Below are 22,361 nucleotides of genomic sequence, written 5' to 3'. Positions count from 1 at the left end.
CTCAGGCGCTGGTACGGACGTCGAACTCCACGTTCCAGCGCTGGCTATCGTTGGCGACAGCAGCCAGTTCAAGCGTGCCGGATTCCGTGGCCAGTGCGTGCAGACGCACTTGCACTACATCGCCAGCCTGACGGCCTTCCGGCGACAGGTTGGCCTGAATCTCGTTCATCTCGATCAGCTCATCCGGCCCCCAGAAGTCCAGCAGGTCGCCGATCTGGTCTTGACGGCGCACCGACGAACCGAAAAAGCGGAACTGTACCGGCTCGCCCACCACCAGGCCAAATTCCTGGTTCGGCAATTCGATCTCGCTGCCTTCTTCCATGCCGAACGGCGCCACGCACAGCGCCTGAATCGGCGGCTCCATGCCGGGAATCGCCGGCATGGCCGACTCGATCGCCACGTAGTACGAGCGCGCCGTGCCGCCACGGATACGTACGCCGGTACCACGGCGCACGTAGCTGTAGTAGGCCGCACCGCGTGCCACGGCCAGGTCCAGGTCCGCACCGCCCAGCATGCGTGCCGGCTCCGCGCCTTCCATGTACAGCCAGTCGTTGATGGTGCCCATGATGCGCTGCGCCAGCAGGTCCGACTTGAACACGCCGCCGTTGAACAGCACTGCGGTTGGATGCAGGAAGGTGGCGTCCGCGCTTTGCTTGCCGGCGTAGCCTTCCAGTTCCGCCGTCGCGCCAACCTGGCGTGCCAGGAAGGCGGCCAGATGGCGTGTGACGCCAGCGTCCTGCGCGTATGGCAGGCCAAGCTGCGTCAGGCCCGCGCGCGTACGCACGGCCGGACGCGCCGATGCTTCCACCTGCGGGAAGAAGCCGTCGAGGATGAAGGTTGATACTTCTTCGCGCGTCAGCTCGGTGCGGATCGAACCGCCAATCAGCTTGGAGCCGCGGCTCGGCACCACGATAGGCCAGGTGGCGACAGTGGCATCGGCCAGCAGTTTTTCCTTGGCGGTACGGCAGCCGTACGTCAGTGCGCGCATCTGCCACGCATCCAGCTGCGTGCCGTTGGTGGCCAGCTTGCGGGCCACCAGGTGGGCCAGCGCCAGGTCCATATTGTCGCCGCCAAGCAGGATGTGGTCGCCCACGGCGATGCGGTGCGGTTCCAGCACGCCATCGCGTTCCAGCACGGCGATCAGCGAGAAGTCACTGGTGCCGCCGCCGACGTCGACTACCAGGATGATGTCGCCGGGTTTGACTTCCTTGCGCCAGCGGCCTTCGCTGCCCTGGATCCAGCTATACAGCGCTGCCTGCGGTTCTTCCAGCAGCGTGAGGCTGGTGTAGCCGGCTGCGCGTGCTGCTTCTGCGGTCAGTTCGCGCGCGCCCGGATCGAAGGAGGCAGGAATGGTCACGGTCACTGCCTGTTCGCCGAACGGCGCTTCAGGGTGTGCCTGTTCCCACGCCTTGCGCAGGTGCGCCAGGTAGCGGGTCGAGGCTTCCAGCGGCGATACGCGCGTAACTTCTTCCGGCGCGTCGTTGGGCAGCAGCGCGGAGCGGCGATCCACGCCAGGGTGGCTCAGCCAGCTCTTGGCGCTGGAGACCAGGCGGATCGGCGTGGTGGCGCCACGGCTGCGCGCCATTTCGCCGGCGACGCCGGTTTGCTCTTCGGCGCTTTGATGCCATGGCAGGTTGTTCTCGCCGGGCGCCAGTTCTTCCGCGTGCGGCAGGTACAGGAAGGACGGCAGCAGCGGCAGGTCTTCAATCGTGCCTGGTGCGGTCAGCTGTGGAATCGGCAGCACACCGTGCTTGGTTTTCTCGCCATCGCTGGCTTGCAGGTCGACATACGACAGCGCGCTGTGCGTGGTGCCGAGGTCAATGCCGATGGCGTAACGTGGCGTGCTCACAGTTCCACCTCCGCTGGCGCCAGGATGGCGGCGTCGTGCGCTTCCGCCAGTTTAGGCAGACGCACGTCGGCCGAACGCCAGCCACGATGGCTCAGCGTGCCGCGGAACGGCGCTTTGCCGACCACATTGCCGGTCAGGCGTACGGAGGCAGCGTCAAAGCCTTCCGGCAGTTCGATGCGGCTGCCTTCCACTTCGCTGCGGACTGGCTGGATGGTGAAGTGTTCTTTCAGGACCTTGGCGCAGCCTTCGTGCACCACGCGCGCAGCGGCGCCGATGTCGGCGTCGGAATAGGCGCTCAGGTTTTCCTGGGTGAAGTCGATCAGGCGCGCTTCGCGCTGGAACAGCGACAGCAGTTGCAGGGCGGCGTCTGGCGTGGCGACGCGCAGCGTGACCAGTGCAGGTGCAGGTGCTGGGGCCGGCGCCGGTGCTGGTGCGGCCACCGGTGCGGCGGCTGGCTGAGGCGTGTCGTCGATGCGTGTCAGGCGGGCAGCGTATTCAGCATCGGACAGGGCGCGCAAGAAGGCGCCGATGGCAATAGAAATCCGGCTAAAGAAAGACGGCAAAGGTTGGCTCGGTTGGTTCATGTTTTTACTCACTGTGAGGTTGCCGAACGCTGCGCTGGGCGCACGATATGGCGAAGCCCGGCATGATACCAGCTTGACCAAGCGCTCCCCAAGGACGCAGGCGGATATTTCGCTTGAAATGGCGGTGGGTAAAGCCTAGAATACTGGATATATATACAGTATTTTGATTTCCGCCATGTCTTACGATGAAAACAATCAGGAACACGTGATGCTACCGCCGCCGTCGCTCAAGGCGCAGAAGGGGCGTGGCGCGGTATCGAATATACAGGGTCGGTACGAAGTCAACGCACGCGAGGCCTACGATGACGGCTGGGAGCGGGAAGAGGACGAAACCCGGCCGATTAAAACACAGGTCACGGAAGAAATCTGCAAATCCATCCTGAGCCGGAATGCCTCGCCGGATTTGCCGTTCAGCGTTTCGCTCAATCCCTATCGGGGCTGCGAGCATGGCTGCATTTATTGCTTTGCACGGCCCACCCACAGCTATCTTGGGCTGTCGCCAGGCATGGAGTTCGAGAGCAAGATCTTCGCCAAGGTCAACGCGCCCGAGGTATTGCGGCGCGAGCTGGCCAAGCCCGGCTATGAACCCTTGTCGATCGCATTGGGTGTCAACACGGATGCTTACCAGCCTTGCGAGCGCGAACTCAAGCTGACGCGCCGCGTGCTGGAAGTGCTGCAGGAATGCCAGCATCCGGTCGGCCTGATTACCAAGTCCTCGCTGATCGAGCGTGATATCGACATCCTTGCGCCCATGGCAGCCAGGCAGCAGGCCGGCGTGGCCATCACCTTGACCACGCTCGACCCGGCCATCTCGCGCACACTGGAGCCACGCGCTGCGGCGCCGGCACGCCGCCTGCGCACCATCCGCACGCTGACGGATGCGGGCATTCCGGTGGCGGTCAGCATCGCCCCCATCATCCCCTTCATTACCGAGCCGGACATCGAACGGATACTCGAGGCGGTGAAGGAAGCGGGCGCGGTCAGTGCTCACTACACCGTGCTGCGTTTGCCGTGGGAAGTGGCGCCGCTGTTCAAGGAGTGGCTGCAAGCGCACTTCCCGGAGCGGGCGCAGCGCGTGATGAACCGCGTGCGCGAAATGCGCGGCGGCAAAGATTACGACAGTGATTTCAGCTCACGCATGAAAGGCGAGGGCGTGTGGGCCGAGCTGATACGCCAGCGCTTCAAGATTGCCAGCGAGCGGCTGGGGCTGACGGGGCAGGGCAGCCGCTTTCACCGCATGGATGCGTCCCAGTTCACCCGTCCGCTCGTGGTGCCGCCGTTGGGCGCGCGCGCCAAAGCGGCGGCGGATGCCGGACAAATGGATTTATTTTGATTGTAGCGCGGCGAGGTGGCGCTCAATCTCAAAAACATGCTGATCGTGCCGGCCCAGTTCGCGTAATGCTGTCGCGAGATGGTTGAGATAGTCGCTGTTCGGGCCGCTGGGGCCGACGGAGCGGGCGATGTGGGCCGCGATGTCCTGTTCGGAGGCAGCGCCGAGGAAGGCAGTGTTGTCTGGCGTGGCGATGTACACCAGGCCCTCCACTTCGTCGCGGTCTTCAAACGTGATGGGCATTGCCAGCCGCAGGTAGCCATTCTTTTCGCGGTGGTCCAGATGCGCAAATACTTCCGGCGTGATGAGATAGGCCATGCCATGGCAGATGGCGCCGGCTTCCTCGATCAGGGTCACCACGCGCCCCGGCGCTTCCGGCGTGCCACGGTGGTCGTGCGAGCCCTGCCAGAAACGCCGCGTCCAGCCGGCGATGCTGGCGGGGCGGCGTTGCAGGTAGGGGAAGTCCGCCTTGTAGATCAAGGAGCCGTAGCCAAACAGCCAGACGCTGTGGCGGCCGTCAAACTTGTCCATCATTTGATTGATGGCGATGGTATTCGCTGTCATGGCATCCATTATAAGACAGCGATAGCGCTATCATCAGGCCGCGCTACGCAAGCGGAGCGCCTGCGGCACGTCGGCCAGGCCACGCACCACGTTCACCCGGCTGACGCCCAGGAACTGGAAGGCGGCTTTGAGCTGGTTTTCGTGGTTGTTCATGAGCTCATCAACGGACGCCAGGCCCATGACGCCGCAGCCCGAGGTTACCAGCAGCAAGTGCAAATCATCGCGCGGCTTGCTACTGGTGGTCTGTAGTTCGAGCAAGCGGTCCATCCAGGCCTTGAGCGTGGATGGCACGGAAAAATTGTGCAGTGGCGCGCCCAGCACCACCACGTCGGCATCCTGAAACTCTTGTGCCAGCGAGGCGCTTTGCAGGGCTTCCGCGCGCAGTTCGGCGTTCATCGGGATGTCGGCATCCCAGCGCTGGCTGATGACCTGCAATAACGGACCGCTCGCGTGGGACAGCGGCGAGGCTGCCAGATCGCGGTAGAGCACGGTCGCTTGTGCGTTTGCTTCGGTTAAAGCCGCCACGGTTGCCGAAGTAACCTGGCGGGAAACGGAATTGTCGCCTAGGGCGCAGGAGTCGATGTGCAAAATGTTCATAAATAAAGCATACACAATCGGAAACCGCTTCCACAATGGATTAATGGCAACAATCTTTTCCAAATTGAAATAAATAGTAAGGCTGTTGATTATGCGGACTAGGATGCCGAACGATTCCATTCGTGCGAGGCAATAAACTGGTGCAAATACGCTACAAGACTCTCGGCCGCCGGGGAGAGCGCACGGGCGCTGCGCGTGTAGATGAAGAAACGCCGCGTTAACGCCGGCGCTTCCAGCGGACGCATCTTCAGCCCGTACAACTCGACCATTTTCTCGGCATATGGCAGGCACACCGTAATGCCCTGGCCGGCATGCACCATGGCCAGCGCGGTGGTCATGAACGTGACCTCGTTATACGGACTCAGCGACAATTCGCGGAACGAGACGTGCACATCGCGCAGCAGGCGCTCGGTGAACTGGCCTTGCAGCGAAATAAACGGGAACTGGTTGACGTCGCCCCAGGTGATGCGCTTGCGCCTGGCCAGCGGGTGGTCGGGTGGATAGACCACCACAAACGGCATCTCGAACAGTGGCTGGGATTCAATTTCCGCCGTCGCATCGCGCTCCGGGCCGATGCCAAAATCCACCTCGCCGCTGAACACGCGTGCGGTGACCTGCTCCAGCGGGCAGTCGGTCAGGCGCACCTGCACTTCCTTGTGCTGGGTACGGTAGCCGGCGATCACTTCCGGCACCATCGTACAGGACAGCATCTGCGGCGCCGCCACGCGCACCGAACCCTGCTTGAGCGCCTTGCGGCTGGCGATGTCGGCCATGGCGCGGTCGAGGTCGTGCAGCATCTTGTCGAACAGGGGATACAGTTCCCGCCCGAGTTCGGATAACTGGGTCTTGCGCGTGGTACGCTCGACCACACGTATGCCCAGTAGCTGTTCCAGCTCCTTGATCTGGCCGCTGAGCGCGGATTGCGTCACGTTCAAATGGTCGGCCGCCAGCGTAAAGCTGCCGGTCTTGGCCAGCGCCACCAGTGCGCGCATCTGCTTCAGGCTAGGATTCATTGGGAAAAATGATAAATGAAGAGAAAAATACGATTTGTATGATATCTGAATCCAGCGTCTAATGCTGGCATCACGTTGGAGACCTCCCATGAAAATCAAGCAAATTCACCACGTCGCCTATCGCTGCAAAGACGCGAAAGAAACCGTCGAGTGGTATGTCAAACACCTCAATATGGACTTCGTCCTGGCCATCGCCGAAAACGAAGTGCCATCCACCAAAGCGCCGGACCCGTATATGCACGTGTTCCTGGACGCCGGCAACGGCAACGTCCTGGCCTTCTTCGAACTGCCTACCCAGCCGGACATGGGCCGTGACCAGAACACCCCGGCCTGGGTGCAGCACCTGGCGATGGAAGTCGGCAGCATGGAAGAACTGCTGGCCGCCAAAGAACGCCTGGTGGCGGCGGGCATTGATGTCATCGGCCCGGTCAACCACACCATCTTCAAGTCGATCTACTTCTTCGACCCGAACGGCCATCGCCTGGAGCTGGCCTGCAATATCGGTACGCCGGAAATGATGAAGAAGCTGGACGACGTGAAGTGGGAGATGCTGGAAGAATGGTCGCAGACTAAGAAGGCGCCGAGCCACGCTGCATGGATGCATGCACCGGAAGGAGAGCACGCATGAAGCTCGCGACCCTGAAAGACGGCAGCCGCGATGGCCGCCTGGTGGTGGTCAGCCGCGACCTGTCGCGCTACCAGCACGTGCCAAAAATCTCGGCCACCCTGCAGCACGCACTGGACAACTGGGACCTGGTGGCGCCGCGCCTGGAGCAGGTGTATGCCGCGCTGAACGCGGGCGATGCGGTCGATGCCCAGCCTTTCGACCAGCAGTACTGCCACTCGCCGCTGCCGCGCGCCTATCAGTGGGCGGACGGTTCGGCCTACATCAACCACGTGGAGCTGGTGCGCAAGGCGCGCAATGCCGAAGTGCCGGCATCGTTCTACACCGATCCGCTGATGTATCAGGGCGGTTCGGACAGCTTCGTCGGCCCGCGTGATCCGGTCTACGTGCTGTCGGAAGAGTGGGGCGTGGACCTGGAAGCGGAAGTCGCCGTCATCACGGGCGACGTGCGGATGGGCGCGACACCGGAAGACGCGGCCAAGGCGATCCGCCTGGTCATGCTGGTCAACGACGTCTCGCTGCGCAACCTGATTCCGAACGAACTGGCGAAAGGCTTCGGCTTCTTCCAGTCCAAGCCGGCCAGCGCGTTCTCGCCAGTGGCGGTGACGCCGGATGAACTGGGCGCCGACTGGGTCGACAACAAGCTGCACCTGCCGCTGCTGGTCCATCTGAACAGCCAGCCTTTCGGCAAGCCGAATGCGGGCGAGGACATGACCTTCAACTTCGCACAGCTGGTGGCGCATGCCGCGTCCACGCGCGAACTGGGCGCCGGCGCCATCATCGGCTCGGGCACCGTATCGAACAAGCAGGGCAACCTGCATGGTTCCAGCATCGCCAATGGCGGCGTGGGCTACTGCTGCCTGGCCGAGGTGCGGATGTACGAAACCATCGAGACCGGCAAGCCGCAAACCCCGTTCCTGAAGTTTGGCGACACGGTGCGCATCGAGATGCAGGATGCCCAGGGCGCCAGCATCTTCGGCGTGATCGATCAGACCGTCACGCACTACAAGGAGCGTGGCTGATGAAGCTGTACACCTACTTCCGCAGCTCGGCCGCTTACCGCGTGCGTATCGCGCTCAACCTGAAAGGGTTGGCTTACGATGCGGCGCCGGTGCATCTGCTGCGTAACGGTGGCGAGCAGCTCAGCGACGCGTACCGCGCGGTCAATCCAGCCATGCTGGTGCCGGCGCTGGAAGACGACGGCAACGTGATTGGCCAGTCGCTGGCCATCATCGAGTATCTGGAAGAGACGCATGCGGCGACGCCGTTGCTGCCATCCGACGCCCTCGGCCGCGCCCGCGTGCGCGCGCTGGCGTTGACGGTGGCGGCGGATACCCACCCGCTGGGCAATCTGCGCGTGCTGAAATACCTGACCGGGCAACTGGGCGTGACGGAAGAGGTCAAGCTGGGCTGGCAGCAGCACTGGCTGCGCACGGGCCTGGCCACGCTGGAAGCCTTGCTGGCCAATGATGCGCGCACCGGCCGTTTCAGCCACGGCGACACGCCTACCCTGGCGGATTGCTGCCTGGCGCCGCAAGTGTTTGGCGCGCAGCGTTTTGGTGTCGATATGTCGCCGTATCCGACCGTCATGCGTATTCACGCCGCATGCGGAGAACTGCCGGCATTCCAGCAAGCCCACCCATCGCAGCAGCCGGACGCCGAGTGATCAGCAACTGACGACGCGGTCACGGCCTTCGTGCTTGGCCTGATACAGCGCCTTGTCCGCTCGCGAGAGCAGCGACGAGGCGCTGTCCATGGTGCCGCTGGGATCGGACGAGGCCACGCCGATGCTGATGGTCAGGCGGATTTCCTCGCTGTTGTCGCCGGCGATGCGCAATGCCGCAATATCGCTGCGCAGGCGTTCGGCGGCCGCGCCGGCGACATCGATTTCCGTTTCCGGCATCAGCAGCACAAACTCCTCGCCACCAAAACGCGACGCCATGTCGATGCTGCGCATGCCGCTGGCCAGCGCGTGCGAGATCGCAACGATGGCGCGGTCGCCCGCCTCATGGCCGTAGATGTCGTTGACGTTCTTGAAGTGGTCGATATCCACCATCAGCAGCGACAGCGGATGCTTGAAGCGGCGGCTGCGCTCCAGTTCCTTGTTGATCTGCTCCGTCATGCGGCGGCGGTTGCCGATGCCGGTCAACGGGTCGGTGGTGGCCTGCTGTTCCAGCTTGGTGTTGGCCGCCATGAGTTCCAGCGTGCGCTGCGCAACCCGGGCCTCCAGCTGGTCGCGCTCTTCGTTGAGTGCGCGCAGTGTCTGGCGGCGGCTGCGTAGCGAGAACACCAGCGCGGAGATCAGCAGTCCTTGCAGCACAATCAGCGTGAGTCCCGTCAGGATCTGCCACCAGTACTGTTCCAGCACGCTTTGCGGGCGATACAGGTATTGTGCGGTCGGCGGGATGTTTTGCAGATGGAAGCGCTGGATGGCGCCGTAGTCAAACAGGTAGCCGGGAATGCCGGCGATGTCCGGCTGGTGCTGCATCAGGAGGTCGGCAATGGCGTGGCCGATACGTTCGCCGCTGACCACATAGCCGCCCACCACGCCGGGGACGACGATGGCCTCCCAGTTGGTGAAGATGGGCGCCTGCGTGGTGGCGACCAGCTGGCGCGCAATGTCCACGGGGCGGCGCCGCTCGCCCGTGCGGTCGTGGTAAATCGGCATCAGGAAGATGGCGCTGTCGGACGGCAACCGCGCCGCCTGGTGGAACATCTCGGCGTAGGTGAGGTTGTCCCAGTATTCAAACGCCAGCCTGTGCTGATGGGCGCTGGCGGCATCGCGCACCGCGCGTACCGATTCCTGCATGCGCTCGGTGCTGTCGCCGATGACGATGACACGCTTTACCTGCGGCGCCACTTGCGGAATGATGCCGATGGTACGCGTGAAATCCGCCTGCACCTGGTAGCCGATGCCATCCCTGGGTTTCCAGCCGATGCGGCCATGGTTGATGTAGTGGCGTGGCACGCCAGGGAACAGGTCGGGGTGCTCGTTGAGGAAGCGCCCGGCCACATAATTTTCCGCGATGATGGCGTCGAACTTGATGCCCGCGTATTTGGCGCGCAGGTAGGGCGCCATGCTGGACAGCGCCTGTTCGTCGCCCACGCGCACGGCGTCGAAGCGTTCTTCGAAAATGGCAGGGATCGAGGCGGGACTGTGCTGCGACAGTTCGGCAGTCATCCCTTTGCGCAGCAGGCTTTGCCAGGCGGAGGACGCGTCCGACCCCAGCGAATACAGCACCAGCACCTTGCGCTCGGACGCCTGTGCCGCTGCCTGCATCAGCACGAGCGCTGCGCACAGCAGCAGGCCGCGCCATAACTGGCGCAGCGCGGCGACGGCGAATCTGTCATCCCTGAGCAGCATGGTCGGCACCATGAACAGCAAAAAACAGCGGTTGGCGAAATTTGCACTAAGGCAAGTCTAGCACGCTTTTTCGCGTAATCTGTTGGTGCCCGGGTACAGCTTATCTTTTCGGTTTGAGGCTGGCCTGGGCCATGGCGATGGCGGCGTTCAGCGCGTCGGCGGCCGTCACCACGCGGTTCGGCTGGACGCCCGTGCCTTCCCAGTTGCCACGGGTGCTCAGGTTGACGGCCTGGGTGGCGGCGATCACCGTTTGCAGTTGGCGTGACACGCGCTGCTTCGCGGCGACGCGGGCGTCGCCCATGGTTGGCATCCCCACGATGACGGCGCGCTGGTAGTACTGCTGCAAATCGTAGGCGAAGGCTTCGGCGGCGCTGCTGGTGCGTTCGTTGACGAGCAGGTAGAGCGGCTTGTAGCCGCCGAAGTGTTTGCCGGGAGCGTCGGCCGTGGTCCAGTACTCGGCCATGACCTTGCCTTCGCGGTCGACCTGGTCGTGCAGGTGGATCTGCTTGTCCTTGAAAATGTAGCTGCGCCGGTCGACCAGCAGATAGCTGGACAGCAGGGCGGCCATCGCCTCGCTGTCGCCACCGGCATCGCGCAGGTCGATGATGAGGGCGGCGCAGTCGCCAGCCTGCGACATGAAGCGGGCGGCGGCATTGGCGGAGGCCCGGTCCACCGGGGCGAAGCGGCTGATGTGCAGGTAGCCGATGTTGTCGCCCAGGGTTTCGAATTTGCGCAGGCCGAAGTTGTCGGCCGACTGCACGGGTGGCGGCGGACGCTGGCGCTCGTCGCCCAGGTCGTAAGGCACGTATTCAAGGTAGGTCTGGCGGTCCGCATACATGGCCGCGACGTCGCGGCTGACGCGCGCGGCCAGCAGGCGCGCCGTGGTCTGGTCATTGTATTCGCCGTTGTTCAGGCGCTGGCGCAGGTTGTCGGCGACGGCCTTGGCGCGGCCTGGATCGACATGCTGGGCGGTCAGGCGGCGCGCATATTCGTTGACCACATGGGCGCGGGTGGGCGCGTCGAGTGCTTCGTCAAGCGCGGGCATCGGCGCCTGGGCGCCAGCGCCATTCGACAAGCACATCAGCACAGCCACGGTAATCCAGCGCGTACGACCCATTTATTCCCCACAGTTAGACATTTATTTGAAAATTATATTATCACTTTCCCATCAGAAAGTGCCGTTGCGGGGCCGGGCACGTTACAATCTCACCTTTCCCCGAAAGCATTTTTCCCTGATGACGATCCCGACCACCATTCTGGCGGCGCTCGAGCGCGCCGATATTTCCTGGCGCCCGCTGCTGATCGAGGGGCTGGAAGCCATGATGGCGGCCACGCCGGATTACCTGCCGCAACTGGCGCAGGACCAGTACCTGCCGACCGAACAGCGGCTGTTTGCCGCGTTCGCCCTGCCGATGCAGCAAGTGAAGTATGTACTGGTGGGCGAGGGGCCATATCCCCGAGCAGAGAGTGCCACGGGCGTCTGTTTCATGGATGGGGCAGTTGGCCGCCTGTGGTCGGACGAGGCCGGCGGTGGACTGTCCAAGCCAGTCAACAAGGCCACCTCGCTGCGCAACTTCATGAAGATGCTGCTGGTGGCGGATGGTCAATTGCAGCTGGAAAATACGGCTGGCGAAGCCATGGCGGCGGTGTCGGCCCGTGCCCGCAGCGGCGCCGGCACCCACATCCAGACCCTGGCCGACATGCAGCACAAGTTGACGCAGCAGGGTTTTCTGCTGCTCAACGCTTCTCTGGTGTTCCGCAGCCATGTGGCCCCGGCCAAGGACGCCAAAGCCTGGCTGCCGTTCTTTGAAACGGTGATGCGGGGACTGGCCGCGCAGGCGCGGACCGTGCCTACCATGGTGCTGTGGGGAAAAATCGCCGAATTGCTGAGTAAGTTGCCTGTAATGAAAGATTTCCCGCAAATCGTCGCGGAACATCCTTACAACCTGAGTTTTATCGGCAACAAGGACATGCACCAGCTGTTCCAGCCGATGCAGTTGCTTAAGGGCTAACCGGGGCTGACCGGGCTGACCGAGGGGGCGCCAGCAAGCTTTATTAAAGTTTGGTATACTTGACTAAATCGTTCAACTAATCGGGCTTTACGATTAGCAACAAGGGCGATATTTTAACCCAACCGAGGTAGTGATGCGTCTGACCACCAAAGGCCGTTTTGCTGTGACTGCGATGATCGATCTGGCTTTGCGCCAAGGCAAAGGTCCAGTGACGCTGTCCGGCATCAGCCAGCGTCAGGCGATTTCGCTGTCTTACCTGGAGCAGCTGTTCGGCAAGCTGCGCCGCCACGAGATCGTTGAATCGATCCGCGGTCCGGGCGGTGGCTACAGTCTGGCGCGACGCGCCGACAAGGTCACGGTCGCCGACATCATCATTGCCGTGGATGAGCCGCTTGATGCGACCCAGTGCGGCGGCAAGGAGAATTGCCATGGCGCCGACGCTGCCAGTGGCGCGCGCTGCATGACCCACGAACTGTGGGCCACGCTGAATGAAAAGATGGTTGATTATCTGGATTCCGTTTCGCTGCAGGATCTGGTCGATCAACAAAAGCAAAAGAATGCTGAGCAGAACGTGGTTGTAATGCATCTCAACGGCAACCACGCCCCGCTGTAAGCCCTAACGGAGTAACCAGATGAACGCCCCAGAAAAAAACATCGCTGACGTGAAGTTCCAGACCGCGCCGCATTTCCCGATCTATATGGACTATTCGGCTACCACGCCAATCGATCCACGCGTTGCCGATGCGATGATTCCGTACCTGCGCGAGCAGTTCGGCAATCCGGCTTCGCGCAGCCATATGTACGGCTGGACCGCGGAAAAGGCGGTGGAAGAGGCGCGTGCCAACGTTGCGGCGCTGGTCAATGCCGACCCGCGCGAAATCATCTGGACCTCGGGCGCCACCGAATCGAACAACCTGGCCATCAAGGGCGCGGCGCAGTTCTACAAGACCAAGGGCAAGCACATCATCACCGTCAAGACCGAGCACAAAGCGGTACTGGACACGGTGCGTGAACTGGAGCGCCAGGGCTTTGAAGCGACCTACCTGGAACCGCAGGACAATGGCCTGGTCACCGTCGAGCAGATCGCTGCCGCCGTGCGCCCGGACACCATCCTGATCTCGGTCATGTACGTCAACAACGAGATCGGCGTGATCCAGCCGATCGCGGAAATCGGCGAATTCTGCCGTTCGAAAGGCATCATCTTCCACTGCGACGCCGCGCAAGCGACCGGCAAGGTGGTGATCGACCTGCAAAAGACCAAGGTTGACCTGATGACCTTCACCGCGCACAAAACCTATGGCCCGAAAGGCGTGGGCGCGCTGTACGTGTGCCGCAAACCGCGCGTGCGGATCGAAGCCCAGATGCACGGTGGCGGCCATGAGCGCGGCCTGCGTTCCGGCACGCTGCCAACCCACCAGATCGTCGGCATGGGCGAAGCCTTCCGCCTGGCGAAGGTGGAAATGGACAGCGAAATCGCCCGCATCAAGGCGCTGCGCGACCGTCTGGCCAAAGGCCTGCAAGAGATCGAAGAAACCTACATCAACGGCGACATGGAACACCGCGTGCCGCACAACCTCAACGTCAGCTTCAACTACGTCGAGGGCGAGTCGCTGATCATGGCGGTGAAAGACCTGGCCGTGTCGTCGGGTTCCGCTTGTACTTCGGCCTCGCTGGAACCATCTTATGTATTGCGCGCGCTGGGCCGTAGCGACGAACTGGCGCACAGCTCGATCCGTTTCACCATCGGCCGCTTCACTACTGAAGCCGATATCGACTTCGCGATTGAACTGATGAAGTCCAAGGTACACAAACTGCGTGAACTGTCGCCGCTGTGGGATATGTTCAAAGAAGGTATCGACATCAGCTCGATCCAATGGGCAGCCCACTAATTTTACAGATACAGGAGCATCAAAATGGCTTACTCGGAACAAGTACTGGACCACTACGAAAACCCACGTAACGTTGGCGCCTTCGAAAAAGGCGACGACAGTGTAGGCACCGGCATGGTGGGCGCGCCTGCTTGCGGCGACGTGATGAAGCTGCAAATCAAAGTGGGCGCCGATGGCGTGATCGAAGACGCCAAGTTCAAGACCTATGGCTGTGGTTCGGCCATCGCTTCCAGCTCGCTGGTGACGGAATGGGTCAAGGGCAAAACCCTGGATCAGGCACTGGCCATCAAGAACACCCAGATCGCCGAAGAGCTGGCGCTGCCGCCAGTGAAGATCCATTGCTCGATCCTGGCGGAAGACGCCATCAAGGCAGCGGTGCTGGACTACCAGAACAAGCACGCAACCGTAGCAGCGTAATTACGACACGTCGCCCCAGTCAACGCTGGGGCGCGGGAGAATCAAATGGCAATCACCCTGACCGAAAAAGCAGCGAAACACATCAACCGCTACATCGAGCGCCGCGGCAAGGGCATCGGTTTGCGCTTTGGCGTGCGTACCACCGGCTGCTCGGGCATGGCCTACAAGCTCGAATACGTGGACGAAGTGACGGCCGAAGACAGCATCTTCGAATCGCACGGCGTGAAAGTGTTCGTCGATCCGAAAAGCCTGCCGTACATCGACGGCACGGAGCTGGACTTCGCACGTGAAGGCCTCAACGAAGGCTTCAAGTTCAACAACCCGAACGAGAAAGACGCTTGCGGTTGCGGTGAAAGCTTCCGCGTCTGACACGTCATGCAGAATCACTTTGAGCTCTTTCATCTGCCACAGCAGTTTGCCGTCGACGCGGATGCGCTGAACAGCGCCTACCGCGACGTGCAAAGCCGCGTCCATCCCGACAAGTTCGTCAATGCCACCGACGCTGAAAAGCGCGTGGCGATGCAGTGGGCCACCCGCGCCAACGAAGCCTATCAGACCCTGAAAAATCCGCAGAAGCGCGCGCAGTATATGTGCGAGCTGCATGGCGTTGATTTGCAGACCGAGTCGAATACGGCCATGCCGATGGCGTTCCTGATGCAGCAGATGGAGTGGCGTGAAGAGCTGGGCGATGCCCGCGCCGCCAGGGACAGCGATGCGCTGGAGTCGCTGGACGGTCAGCTGCGCGCAGCGCGCAAGCAGCAGCTGGCGCAGATCGAACAGCAGATCAACGCAGGTGATTTCGCCGCCGCCGCCCAAGGCGTGCGCGCGCTGATGTTCCTCGAAAAATTCGGCGAAGAAGTCCGCTTCGCCTTTGAAGCAATCGAAGCTTGATGCGCTGGCGCCTGTCTGGCGCCGCTTCAAGTACTACAAAAAATACAGGTCCCGTCTCATGGCACTTCTGCAAATTTCCGAACCAGGCATGTCCACTGCACCGCACCAGCACCGGCTGGCGGTCGGGATCGACCTGGGCACCACCAACTCGCTGGTGGCGACTGTGCGCAACAGCATTCCAGAAGTGCTCAACGATGAAGATGGCCGTGCGCTGCTGCCATCCGTGGTGCGCTATCTGCCGAACGGCCATGCCAACATCGGCTACAAGGCGCAGGCGGCGCAGACCACTGACCCCAAGAACACCATCGTGTCGGTGAAGCGCTTCATGGGCCGTGGCCTGGCGGATATCGCTTACGCAGAGAACCTGCCGTATCAGTTTGTTGATGCTCCGGGCATGGTGCAGCTGAAAACCGTTGCTGGCGTCAAGAGCCCGGTGGAGGTGTCGGCGCAGATTCTGGCCACACTGCGTCAGCGCGCGGAAGACTCGCTGGGCGACGATCTGGTGGGCGCGGTCATCACCGTGCCGGCCTACTTCGATGACGCGCAGCGCCAGGCGACCAAGGATGCAGCGCAGCTGGCCGGCCTGAACGTGCTGCGCCTGCTGAGCGAGCCGACGGCCGCCGCGATCGCCTATGGCCTGGATAACGGCTCGGAGGGCGTCTACGCGGTCTACGATCTGGGCGGCGGCACCTTCGATATCTCGATTCTGAAATTGAGCAAGGGCGTGTTTGAAGTGCTGGCCACCGGCGGCGATTCAGCGCTGGGTGGCGACGACTTCGACCATCGCCTGTTCTGCTACATTCACCAGGAAGAAAAGCTGGCGCCGCTATCGGACGAAGACACCGCGCTGCTGATGGTGAAAGCGCGTGAAGCCAAGGAACTGCTGTCCACCAAGGCCGAAGTGACGGTGGATGCCGCACTGAAGTCGGGCGAGCAGGTACACCTGACCATCACCGCCGAGAAGTTCCAGGAGATCACCAAACACCTGATCGAAAAGACCATGAAAGCCATCAAGAAAGCGCTGCGCGACGCCAATGTCGATGCGGACGATGTCGATGGCGTGGTCATGGTCGGCGGTGCGACGCGCATGCCGCATGTGCACCGCGCGGTCAGCGAGCATTTCCACACCACGCCGCACGCGAATATCGATCCTGACAAGGTGGTAGCGCTGGGCGCCGCCGTACAAGCGAATCTGCTGGCCGGCAACCGCGCGGCGGGCGATGACTGGCTGCTGCTGGATGTGATTCCACTGTCGCTGGGTATTGAAACCATGGGCGGCCTGGTTGAGAAGATCATCCCGCGCAACTCGACGATTCCTTGCGCGCGCGCGCAGGAGTTCACCACGTTCAAGGATGGCCAGACCGCGCTGGCTGTGCATGTGCTGCAGGGCGAGCGTGAACTGGTGGCCGATTGCCGCTCGCTGGCACGCTTTGAACTGCGCGGTATCCCGCCGATGGCGGCTGGTGCGGCGCGTATCCGCATCACGTATCAGGTGGACGCGGATGGTCTGCTGTCGGTGTCGGCACGTGAACTGCGCTCGGGTGTGGAAGCGTCCATCACCGTCAAGCCGTCGTATGGCCTGGGTGACGATGACGTCGCGCGCATGCTGCAGGACTCGCACGCATCGGCCGAAGGCGACATGAAGGCGCGTGCGCTGCGGGAAGAGCAGGTCGAGGCGGAGCGCATCCTGCTGGCGACGCAATCGGCGCTGGATGAAGATGGCGCGCTGCTGTCCGATGATGAGCGCGTGGCGGTCGATGCACTGATGGTGCGTACCCGCGAGATCGTCGCCCAGTCGCTGACCGGTGCGGTGGATCACCAGGCGGTGAAGGCGGCGGTTGAAGCGCTGGCTCACGGCACCGAAGAATTTGCATCGCGCCGCATGGACCGCAGTGTGCGTAGCGCGCTGGCCGGCAAAGCGCTGGATCAAGTAGTCTGATATTTAGAAAAGAGTTCTCATGCCACAAATCGTATTCCTGCCCCACGCAAAGCTGTGCCCAGATGGCGCGGTCGTTGAAGCCCCAGCCGGCAAAACCCTGTGCGACGTCATGCTGGAAAATGACATCCACATCGAGCACGCCTGCGAGAAGTCGTGCGCCTGCACCACCTGCCACGTGCTGGTGCGTGAAGGCTTCGACTCGCTCAACGAAGCCAGCGAAACCGAAGAAGACCTGCTGGACAAGGCCTGGGGCCTGGAAGCCGTGTCGCGCCTGTCGTGCCAGGCTGTGGTGGCGGACGAAGACCTGGTAGTTGAAATTCCGAAGTACACCATCAATCACGCAAGCGAAGGCGGGCACTGATATGAAGTGGACTGACATCACCGCGATTGCGGAAGCGCTGTACGACAAGTATCCGGACGTCGATCCGGCCACCATCCGCTTTACCGATCTGCACAACAAAATCATCGCGCTCGACGAGTTTGATGATGACACGTCGCGCGGTGGTGAAAAGGTCCTCGAAGCAGTTCAGCAGGCGTGGATCGATGAAGCAGCCTAAGAACACCGCGGCAAAGATCGGCGCCACCGTCACCAGCGCCGACAACATGCCGGAAATCCGTGAAGGCCAGACCGTGGCGCTGCTGCAGGAACTGCACATCCTCACGCGCGATGGCAAGATGAACCAGGACAGCCGCCGCAAGCTGAAGCAGGTCTATCACCTGTACCAGTTCATCGAGCCGCTGCTCAAGGAAGTGCTGGCCGAAAAGGACAGCGTGTCGCTGGTCGATCACGGTGCGGGCAAGTCCTACCTGGGCTTCATCATCTACGACCTGTTCTTCAAGGCGCTGCAGGGAGACGCACATCGCGGCTCGCACATCTACGGCATCGAGACGCGCGAAGAGCTGGTGGCGCGCTCGCAGGAGCTGGCCAAGCAGTTCAACTTCCCCGGCATGTCGTTCCTGCCGCTGTCGGTGGCCGAGTCCACCGAGTCCAAACTGCTGCCGGAACAGATCGACATCATCACCGCGCTCCACGCCTGCAATACGGCGACCGATGACGCCATCCAGTTTGCATTGAAGAAGAAGGCCAGGCACATCGTGCTGGTGCCGTGCTGCCAGGCCGAAGTGGCTTCGGTCCTCAAGAAGAACAAGGGCCAGTCGCTGGGCAAATCCGCGCTGACCGAAATCTGGCGCCATCCGATTCACACCCGTGAATTCGGCAGCCAGATCACCAACGTGCTGCGCTGCCTGCAACTGGAAGCGCACGGCTACAGCGTTACCGTGACGGAGCTGGTGGGCTGGGAGCACTCGATGAAGAATGAACTCATCATCGCGACCTACAAAAACCTGCCGCGCAAGCGCCCGGCGGAACGTCTGAAAGAAGTGCTGGAGACTGTCGGTCTTCAGGAAATGGGCAACCGGTTCTTTACCGAAGAGGCAGCGTAATGGAGCAATGGCTGGATCTGCGCAGCGACACTGTGACCCAACCATGTGCCGCGATGCGCTCGGCCATGAATGTTGCGCCGGTTGGCGATGACGTCTACGGCGACGACCCGACCGTCAATCGCCTGCAGGAATATGCTGCCGATTTGTTCGGTTTTGAAGATGCGCTGTTTGCGCCATCCGGCACGCAGAGCAATCTGCTGGCGCTGCTGGCCCACTGCGGCCGTGGCGACGAATACCTGGTTGGTCAGGAAGCGCACACCTACCGCTATGAAGGCGGCGGCGCTGCGGTGCTGGGCAGCATCCAGCCGCAGCCCATCATCAATCAGCCTGACGGCAGCATCGCGCTGGCCGACATCGAGTCTTACATCAAGCCGGACGATTTCCATTTTGCGCGCACCAAACTGCTGGCGCTGGAAAACACCATCAACGGCCGCTTGCTGCCGATGGCGTACGTGCAGCAGGCGACCGCGCTGGCGCACGGCAAAGGCCTGTCCACGCACCTCGACGGCGCGCGCGTGTGCAATGCAGCGGTCAAGCTGGGTGTGAGCCCGCGCGACATCGCCCAAGGCTTCGACTCCGTCTCGGTGTGCCTGTCCAAAGGTCTGGGCGCGCCGGTCGGTTCGGTGCTGCTAGGCAGCCGTCCGTTCATCAAGGAAGCCAGGCGCTGGCGCAAGATGCTGGGCGGCGGCATGCGCCAGGCCGGCATCCTGGCGGCTGGTGGCCTGTACGCGCTGGAACACAACATCCAGCGCCTGGCCGAAGACCATGACAATGCCACTTACTTCGCTACCGAACTGGCGAAGATGAAGAACATCAAGGTCAGCACGCCGCAGACCAATATTTTCTACGTCGATGTGCCGTCGTTTGTCTGCAAGGGCCTCAACGACGTGCTGGAGCTGACGCGCATCCGTGTGTCGATGTCGCCGCGTTTGCGCATCGTCACCCACATGGACACCAGGCGCGAAGACATCGAGCGCGCCATCACCGTATTTGGAGACTTCTTTGGATAACAGCGTACGCCTCTCCAAACGTGTGGCGGAAGACCGCCCATGCTCACGCCGCGAAGCGGAAATTTATATCGAAGGCGGTTTCGTCAGCATTGATGGCGTCGTCGTCGAAGAACCGGGCGCGCGCGTCAGGCCCGAGCAGGAAGTCACCGTCGCCGAAGACGCGACGCTGCTGGAGATCGTGCCCGTCACACTGCTGCTGCATAAACCGGCGGACGCCGCTCAGCCGCAGCACCTGCTGCGTGCCGATACGTTGACCCGCACCGCGCCAGGCCAACGCTTCCTCAAGCGCCATGTAGCGAACCTCACCGAACACCTGCCACTGGACGCCAAGGCCAGCGGCCTGACCGTGTTCACGCAAGACTTCCGCGTCAACCGCAAATTCAGCGACGACATGGTGGAGCAGGAGATCATCGTTGAAGTTGCCGGCACCATTATCGAAGGCGGTTTGCAGCAGCTGAACCAGATCAACGGCAAGGTGAGCTGGCAGAACGAGACGCGCATGCGCTGGGCCGTCAAAGGCCTCAAGTTCGGCACCATCGAAAAGCTGTGCAAGGAAGTCGGTCTGAAGGTCGTGGCCATGAAGCGCATCCGCATCGGACGCATCTCCATGGCCAGCCTGCCGGCAGGCGAGTGGCGCTACCTGCAGGAATACGAAAGGTTCTGATTACCGCGCGGCGGCGCCCGCAGTCTGCGACAGGATGAAGGCGTAAGTATCTGCCGCCTCCGCATCCTGTTGCGCACGCGTCGAGCCCATGCCGTGGCCGGCGTCAAAATCCACACGCAACAGCACAGGCTTGCCGCTGGCGGTCGCGGTTTGCAGGCGCGCCGCCATCTTCGCCGGATGGAACGGCGCGACGCGCGGATCGGTGACGCCAGTGGTCAGCAGGATCGCAGGATACCTGGCGCCGTCCACCACCTGCTGGTAGCTGTCGATGCTCTTCAATGCCTTGAAGCCGGCAGGATCGGCAATCGCACCCCATTCAGGTTCTTCACCATAGCCGTTTTGTTCCGCCACGTAGCGCAGTGGGTTGTGCCAGCCGACGCCGGACACCACGGCCGCAAACAGGTCCGGACGTTCTTCCAGCGCGCGGCCCATGGTGATGCCACCCGCCGAACGTCCGCCGATCGCCTGATACGCCGGCGAAGTGTAACCCTTGGCCTGCATGTCTTCGCACACGGCGATCAGGTCGCGCCAGGTGTTCGGCTTGTTTTCCAGTTGTCCTGCACGGTGCCATTCGCGGCCAAACTCGCCGCCGCCGCGGACGTTGGCGTAGCCGACAACTGCTCCCTGATCGACCAATGCCAGCGTGCGGCCCGCAAAGGCAGGCGAATACGCGGCCGCGCCGTAGCTGCCGTAAGCGGAGATGAAGGCAGGGTTTTTACCGTCCAGCTTCAGGCCTTTTTTGTAGATCACACTGTACGGTATCTGCGTGCCGTCCTTGGCGGTCGCGAAACGGCGCTCGGTGGTATAGGCGCTGACGTCGATGGCCGGTTTGGGCGTGATGCCGGTATCGGCCAGTTTGCCATCCGCATTGACGGACCAGATGCCGGTCGGCTGCAACCAGCCGGACAGAATCGCCAGTGCGCCCGGTGCATCCTGATCGGCGTCGATGGCGCCCAGCGTGCCGTCGAAGGGCAGGGCGATGCTGGTGACTTTGCCGTCGTTGTTCAGGCGTTGCAGGCGTCCCAGGCCGCCATCGATGGAGCGGATGTACAAGCCTTCCCTGGCGCGCGCCATGCTTTGCAATACCAGCGTGGATTCCGGCACCACTTCGGTGGCGGCTGCAAACGATGGCGCTTTGGCGGACGTCTTCACGATGCGTCCGCGCGGATGGCTGCGCGTGGACAGCAGGTACAGATTGTCGCCAGTCAGATCGAACTCGCTGACTTCATCGGCAAAGTCGGCGGCCAGCTGCCATTTGGCCTTGCGGGCCAGGACGTCTTTCAACGGTGCGGTGTAGATGCGCTTTTCCTGGCGCACGTCGGCCAGCATCAGGATCGCGGTGGCCGAGTGCGACGAGGCGAAGATCAGCGGCATCTGGATGTTTTCGTACTGGACGGCTGGATCCAGGCCGCGCTTCATCAGGATCGGATCTTTGCCCGCGTCGCTGCCGACTTTGTGGAAGCGTACTTGCGAGTCGAGGAACCGTTCCGGCGTGTTGACCTTGCCGGTCAGCTGGTTGTAGAAGAAGCCGGAGCTGTCGGCCAGCCAGCTAGGGCTGGCGCCTTGCGTGTCGGCGATGCGTTCTTTGAGCACGGTGCCGCTGCGGACGTCCATGATGTGCAGCACCGAGTCTTCGCTGCCGTCTTTCGACAGGCCGTAAGCCAGCTTGCTGCCGTCCGGCGAGGCTTGCCACCAGTCCAGCGAGATGTGGCTGTCTTTGGTATCGAGCTTGGGTGGATCGACCAGCACACGGTCCTTGCCGTTCTCGCGCACGAACAGTTTGAAGTTGTTGGAGCCGGCCGGGCGCTGCTGGTAGAACAGGCGCGTGGCGGTCTTCTGCATATGCGCGGGCGCGGCGATGTCGCCGGACAGCTGCTGGATGCGCTTGAGCAGTTCATCGCGCCGGGGCAGCGTGTCGAGGATGGCGCGGGTGTGGGCGTTTTGCTGCTTGAGGAAGGGCAGCCACTCGGGATCTTTGTCGTTCTCCATCCAGCGGTAGCGGTCGACGATGGCTTCGCCGAAGTAGGTATCGCTGACGGGCTCCACGCGCGCGACGGGGGCGGGTGGAATGTCGGCGGCAGTGGCTGCGGATGCCGCCAGGGCGAGCAGCGCAGCGTAGATGGCAGGTTTCATTTCGGTCCTCGTGGCAGAAAAGCTTATTCTGCCACGA

24 protein-coding genes are annotated in these 22,361 nt (G+C 62.3%); 16 read left to right on the top strand and 8 right to left on the bottom strand.

Translation table 11 applies throughout. From position 1 onward, the window contains the following. Window position 1 precedes the first annotated feature (1 nt). Window positions 2-1,849 carry an Hsp70 family protein gene (locus BUA36_RS01430; RefSeq protein ID WP_072780751.1) on the bottom strand — a complete coding sequence of 616 codons (1,848 nt, stop codon included), beginning with the start codon at window positions 1,847-1,849 and terminating at the stop codon, window positions 2-4. Then, window positions 1,846-2,433, bottom strand: a complete 588-nt coding sequence (locus BUA36_RS01425) for a DUF2760 domain-containing protein (protein ID WP_072780750.1) — start codon at window positions 2,431-2,433, stop codon at window positions 1,846-1,848. Before BUA36_RS01425 ends, BUA36_RS01430 begins: the two co-directional genes overlap by 4 nt. A 175-nt stretch (window positions 2,434-2,608) precedes the next feature. Here BUA36_RS01425 and BUA36_RS01420 point away from each other — a divergent pair, with 175 nt between their 5' ends. After that, window positions 2,609-3,766: a PA0069 family radical SAM protein gene (locus BUA36_RS01420; protein WP_072780748.1), complete on the top strand. Its 1,158-nt coding sequence runs from the start codon at window positions 2,609-2,611 to the stop codon at window positions 3,764-3,766. Here the strand turns inward: BUA36_RS01420 and BUA36_RS01415 are convergent. From BUA36_RS01415 to BUA36_RS01405, 3 genes are all read right to left on the bottom strand, one after another. Next, entirely contained in the window at window positions 3,758-4,327 is a 570-nt protein-coding gene (locus tag BUA36_RS01415) for a gamma-glutamylcyclotransferase (RefSeq protein WP_072780747.1), read from the bottom strand. The genes BUA36_RS01420 and BUA36_RS01415 overlap by 9 nt on opposite strands. 33 nt (window positions 4,328-4,360) lie before the next feature. Further along, a complete protein-coding gene (locus BUA36_RS01410) occupies window positions 4,361-4,924 on the bottom strand; it encodes an FMN-dependent NADH-azoreductase (protein ID WP_167544240.1) in 564 nt (187 codons plus the stop codon). 98 nt (window positions 4,925-5,022) lie between these two features. Further along, window positions 5,023-5,937, bottom strand: coding sequence for a LysR family transcriptional regulator (locus BUA36_RS01405; protein ID WP_072780744.1), 915 nt, complete (start codon window positions 5,935-5,937; stop codon window positions 5,023-5,025). A gap of 88 nt (window positions 5,938-6,025) precedes the next feature. Between BUA36_RS01405 and BUA36_RS01400 the strand changes: the two genes are divergently transcribed. Genes BUA36_RS01400 through maiA form a run of 3 tightly spaced genes read left to right on the top strand, consistent with a single transcriptional unit; the run spans window position 6,026 to window position 8,228 of the window. Next, window positions 6,026-6,565 (top strand): VOC family protein, encoded by a 540-nt coding sequence (locus BUA36_RS01400; RefSeq protein ID WP_072780742.1) that lies wholly within the window; start codon window positions 6,026-6,028, stop codon window positions 6,563-6,565. Then, a complete protein-coding gene (locus tag BUA36_RS01395; RefSeq protein ID WP_072780741.1) occupies window positions 6,562-7,584 on the top strand; it encodes a fumarylacetoacetate hydrolase family protein in 1,023 nt (340 codons plus the stop codon). The genes BUA36_RS01400 and BUA36_RS01395 overlap by 4 nt, the downstream gene beginning before the upstream one ends. Then, the gene (gene maiA / locus BUA36_RS01390; RefSeq protein WP_072780739.1) at window positions 7,584-8,228 is read left to right on the top strand and encodes a maleylacetoacetate isomerase; all 645 of its coding nucleotides are present in this window, start codon (window positions 7,584-7,586) and stop codon (window positions 8,226-8,228) included. Before BUA36_RS01395 ends, maiA begins: the two co-directional genes overlap by 1 nt. Here the strand turns inward: maiA and BUA36_RS01385 are convergent, their stop codons facing one another. Continuing rightward, window positions 8,229-9,926: a GGDEF domain-containing protein gene (locus BUA36_RS01385; protein ID WP_072781532.1), complete on the bottom strand. Its 1,698-nt coding sequence runs from the start codon at window positions 9,924-9,926 to the stop codon at window positions 8,229-8,231. Between the two features lie 100 nt (window positions 9,927-10,026). Continuing rightward, window positions 10,027-11,043, bottom strand: coding sequence for a S41 family peptidase (locus BUA36_RS01380; RefSeq protein WP_072780737.1), 1,017 nt, complete (start codon window positions 11,041-11,043; stop codon window positions 10,027-10,029). A gap of 118 nt (window positions 11,044-11,161) precedes the next feature. Between BUA36_RS01380 and BUA36_RS01375 the strand changes: the two genes are divergently transcribed. The 12 genes from BUA36_RS01375 (at window position 11,162) to BUA36_RS01320 (ending at window position 20,191) form a co-directional block, all read left to right on the top strand. Beyond that, window positions 11,162-11,938, top strand: a complete 777-nt coding sequence (locus tag BUA36_RS01375; RefSeq protein ID WP_072780736.1) for a uracil-DNA glycosylase family protein — start codon at window positions 11,162-11,164, stop codon at window positions 11,936-11,938. Window positions 11,939-12,071: 133 nt separating this feature from the next. After that, window positions 12,072-12,551 (top strand): Fe-S cluster assembly transcriptional regulator IscR, encoded by a 480-nt coding sequence (gene iscR / locus BUA36_RS01370; protein ID WP_072780734.1) that lies wholly within the window; start codon window positions 12,072-12,074, stop codon window positions 12,549-12,551. A gap of 19 nt (window positions 12,552-12,570) precedes the next feature. After that, entirely contained in the window at window positions 12,571-13,827 is a 1,257-nt protein-coding gene (locus BUA36_RS01365) for an IscS subfamily cysteine desulfurase (RefSeq protein ID WP_072780733.1), read from the top strand. Between the two features lie 24 nt (window positions 13,828-13,851). After that, window positions 13,852-14,244, top strand: a complete 393-nt coding sequence (gene iscU, locus BUA36_RS01360; RefSeq protein WP_072780731.1) for a Fe-S cluster assembly scaffold IscU — start codon at window positions 13,852-13,854, stop codon at window positions 14,242-14,244. A 45-nt stretch (window positions 14,245-14,289) separates the two neighbouring features. Continuing rightward, on the top strand, window positions 14,290-14,613 hold the full coding sequence (gene iscA / locus BUA36_RS01355) for an iron-sulfur cluster assembly protein IscA (protein ID WP_072780728.1): 324 nt from the start codon (window positions 14,290-14,292) through the stop codon (window positions 14,611-14,613). 6 nt (window positions 14,614-14,619) lie between these two features. Next, window positions 14,620-15,135 carry a Fe-S protein assembly co-chaperone HscB gene (gene hscB, locus BUA36_RS01350; RefSeq protein ID WP_072780727.1) on the top strand — a complete coding sequence of 172 codons (516 nt, stop codon included), beginning with the start codon at window positions 14,620-14,622 and terminating at the stop codon, window positions 15,133-15,135. A gap of 58 nt (window positions 15,136-15,193) precedes the next feature. After that, window positions 15,194-17,074 (top strand): Fe-S protein assembly chaperone HscA, encoded by a 1,881-nt coding sequence (gene hscA, locus BUA36_RS01345; protein ID WP_072780725.1) that lies wholly within the window; start codon window positions 15,194-15,196, stop codon window positions 17,072-17,074. 19 nt (window positions 17,075-17,093) lie between these two features. Further along, window positions 17,094-17,435, top strand: coding sequence for an ISC system 2Fe-2S type ferredoxin (gene fdx / locus BUA36_RS01340; protein WP_072780724.1), 342 nt, complete (start codon window positions 17,094-17,096; stop codon window positions 17,433-17,435). Window position 17,436: 1 nt separating this feature from the next. Beyond that, the gene (iscX, locus tag BUA36_RS01335; RefSeq protein WP_072780722.1) at window positions 17,437-17,631 is read left to right on the top strand and encodes a Fe-S cluster assembly protein IscX; all 195 of its coding nucleotides are present in this window, start codon (window positions 17,437-17,439) and stop codon (window positions 17,629-17,631) included. Beyond that, on the top strand, window positions 17,618-18,517 hold the full coding sequence (locus BUA36_RS01330) for a class I SAM-dependent methyltransferase (RefSeq protein ID WP_072780721.1): 900 nt from the start codon (window positions 17,618-17,620) through the stop codon (window positions 18,515-18,517). Before iscX ends, BUA36_RS01330 begins: the two co-directional genes overlap by 14 nt. Then, the gene (gene ltaE, locus BUA36_RS01325; RefSeq protein WP_072780719.1) at window positions 18,517-19,527 is read left to right on the top strand and encodes a low-specificity L-threonine aldolase; all 1,011 of its coding nucleotides are present in this window, start codon (window positions 18,517-18,519) and stop codon (window positions 19,525-19,527) included. Before BUA36_RS01330 ends, ltaE begins: the two co-directional genes overlap by 1 nt. Then, the gene (locus tag BUA36_RS01320; RefSeq protein WP_072780718.1) at window positions 19,520-20,191 is read left to right on the top strand and encodes an RNA pseudouridine synthase; all 672 of its coding nucleotides are present in this window, start codon (window positions 19,520-19,522) and stop codon (window positions 20,189-20,191) included. Before ltaE ends, BUA36_RS01320 begins: the two co-directional genes overlap by 8 nt. Here the strand turns inward: BUA36_RS01320 and BUA36_RS01315 are convergent, their stop codons facing one another. Then, the gene (locus BUA36_RS01315) at window positions 20,192-22,324 is read right to left on the bottom strand and encodes a prolyl oligopeptidase family serine peptidase (protein ID WP_072780716.1); all 2,133 of its coding nucleotides are present in this window, start codon (window positions 22,322-22,324) and stop codon (window positions 20,192-20,194) included. Window positions 22,325-22,361 lie beyond the last annotated feature (37 nt).

Origin of the sequence: Duganella sacchari, assembly GCF_900143065.1 — a bacterium.
Classification (GTDB): domain Bacteria; phylum Pseudomonadota; class Gammaproteobacteria; order Burkholderiales; family Burkholderiaceae_D; genus Rugamonas; species Rugamonas sacchari.
Note: the sequence above shows the minus strand (reverse complement) of the source record. Positions and strands in the feature narration are given on the sequence as shown.